At 52.6% G+C, this 312-nt stretch carries 1 protein-coding gene; it reads right to left on the reverse strand.

Annotated features, from left to right (window positions below):
* Positions 1 to 39 precede the first annotated feature (39 nt).
* Positions 40 to 312 (reverse strand): integrase core domain-containing protein (locus NTD86_RS12825; RefSeq protein WP_262202744.1); only part of this gene is annotated, 273 nt, incomplete at its 5' end.

A 312-nucleotide genomic window follows, 5' to 3' on the forward strand; every position in this document is an offset into this window, starting at 1 on the left:
TGGACTTGCTCCCTCCAAACGTACGCCATAAAGCGAGTGTTAAGCAGAGTGCTTCAGGTGCTTTGCGTAGTCATTAGGTGACCTGTATCCCAGCGCCGAGTGCAGCCGTGTCGCATTGTAAAACCCATGGATGTAGCTTGCGATTGATGCATGGGCCTGTGCTTTGCTGGGATACACACCCGTGGCTTCTTCCTTCTTGAGTGAGGCAAAAAAGCTCTCTGCTACGGCGTTATCCCAGCAGTTTCCCTTACGGCTCATGCTTTGCACAAAGCCTCTTTCCGCGATCATGCTGCGAAAACCGCTACCCGTGTA

This window comes from Pseudomonas sp. 7P_10.2_Bac1 (assembly GCF_025465935.1).
Classification (GTDB): domain Bacteria; phylum Pseudomonadota; class Gammaproteobacteria; order Pseudomonadales; family Pseudomonadaceae; genus Aquipseudomonas.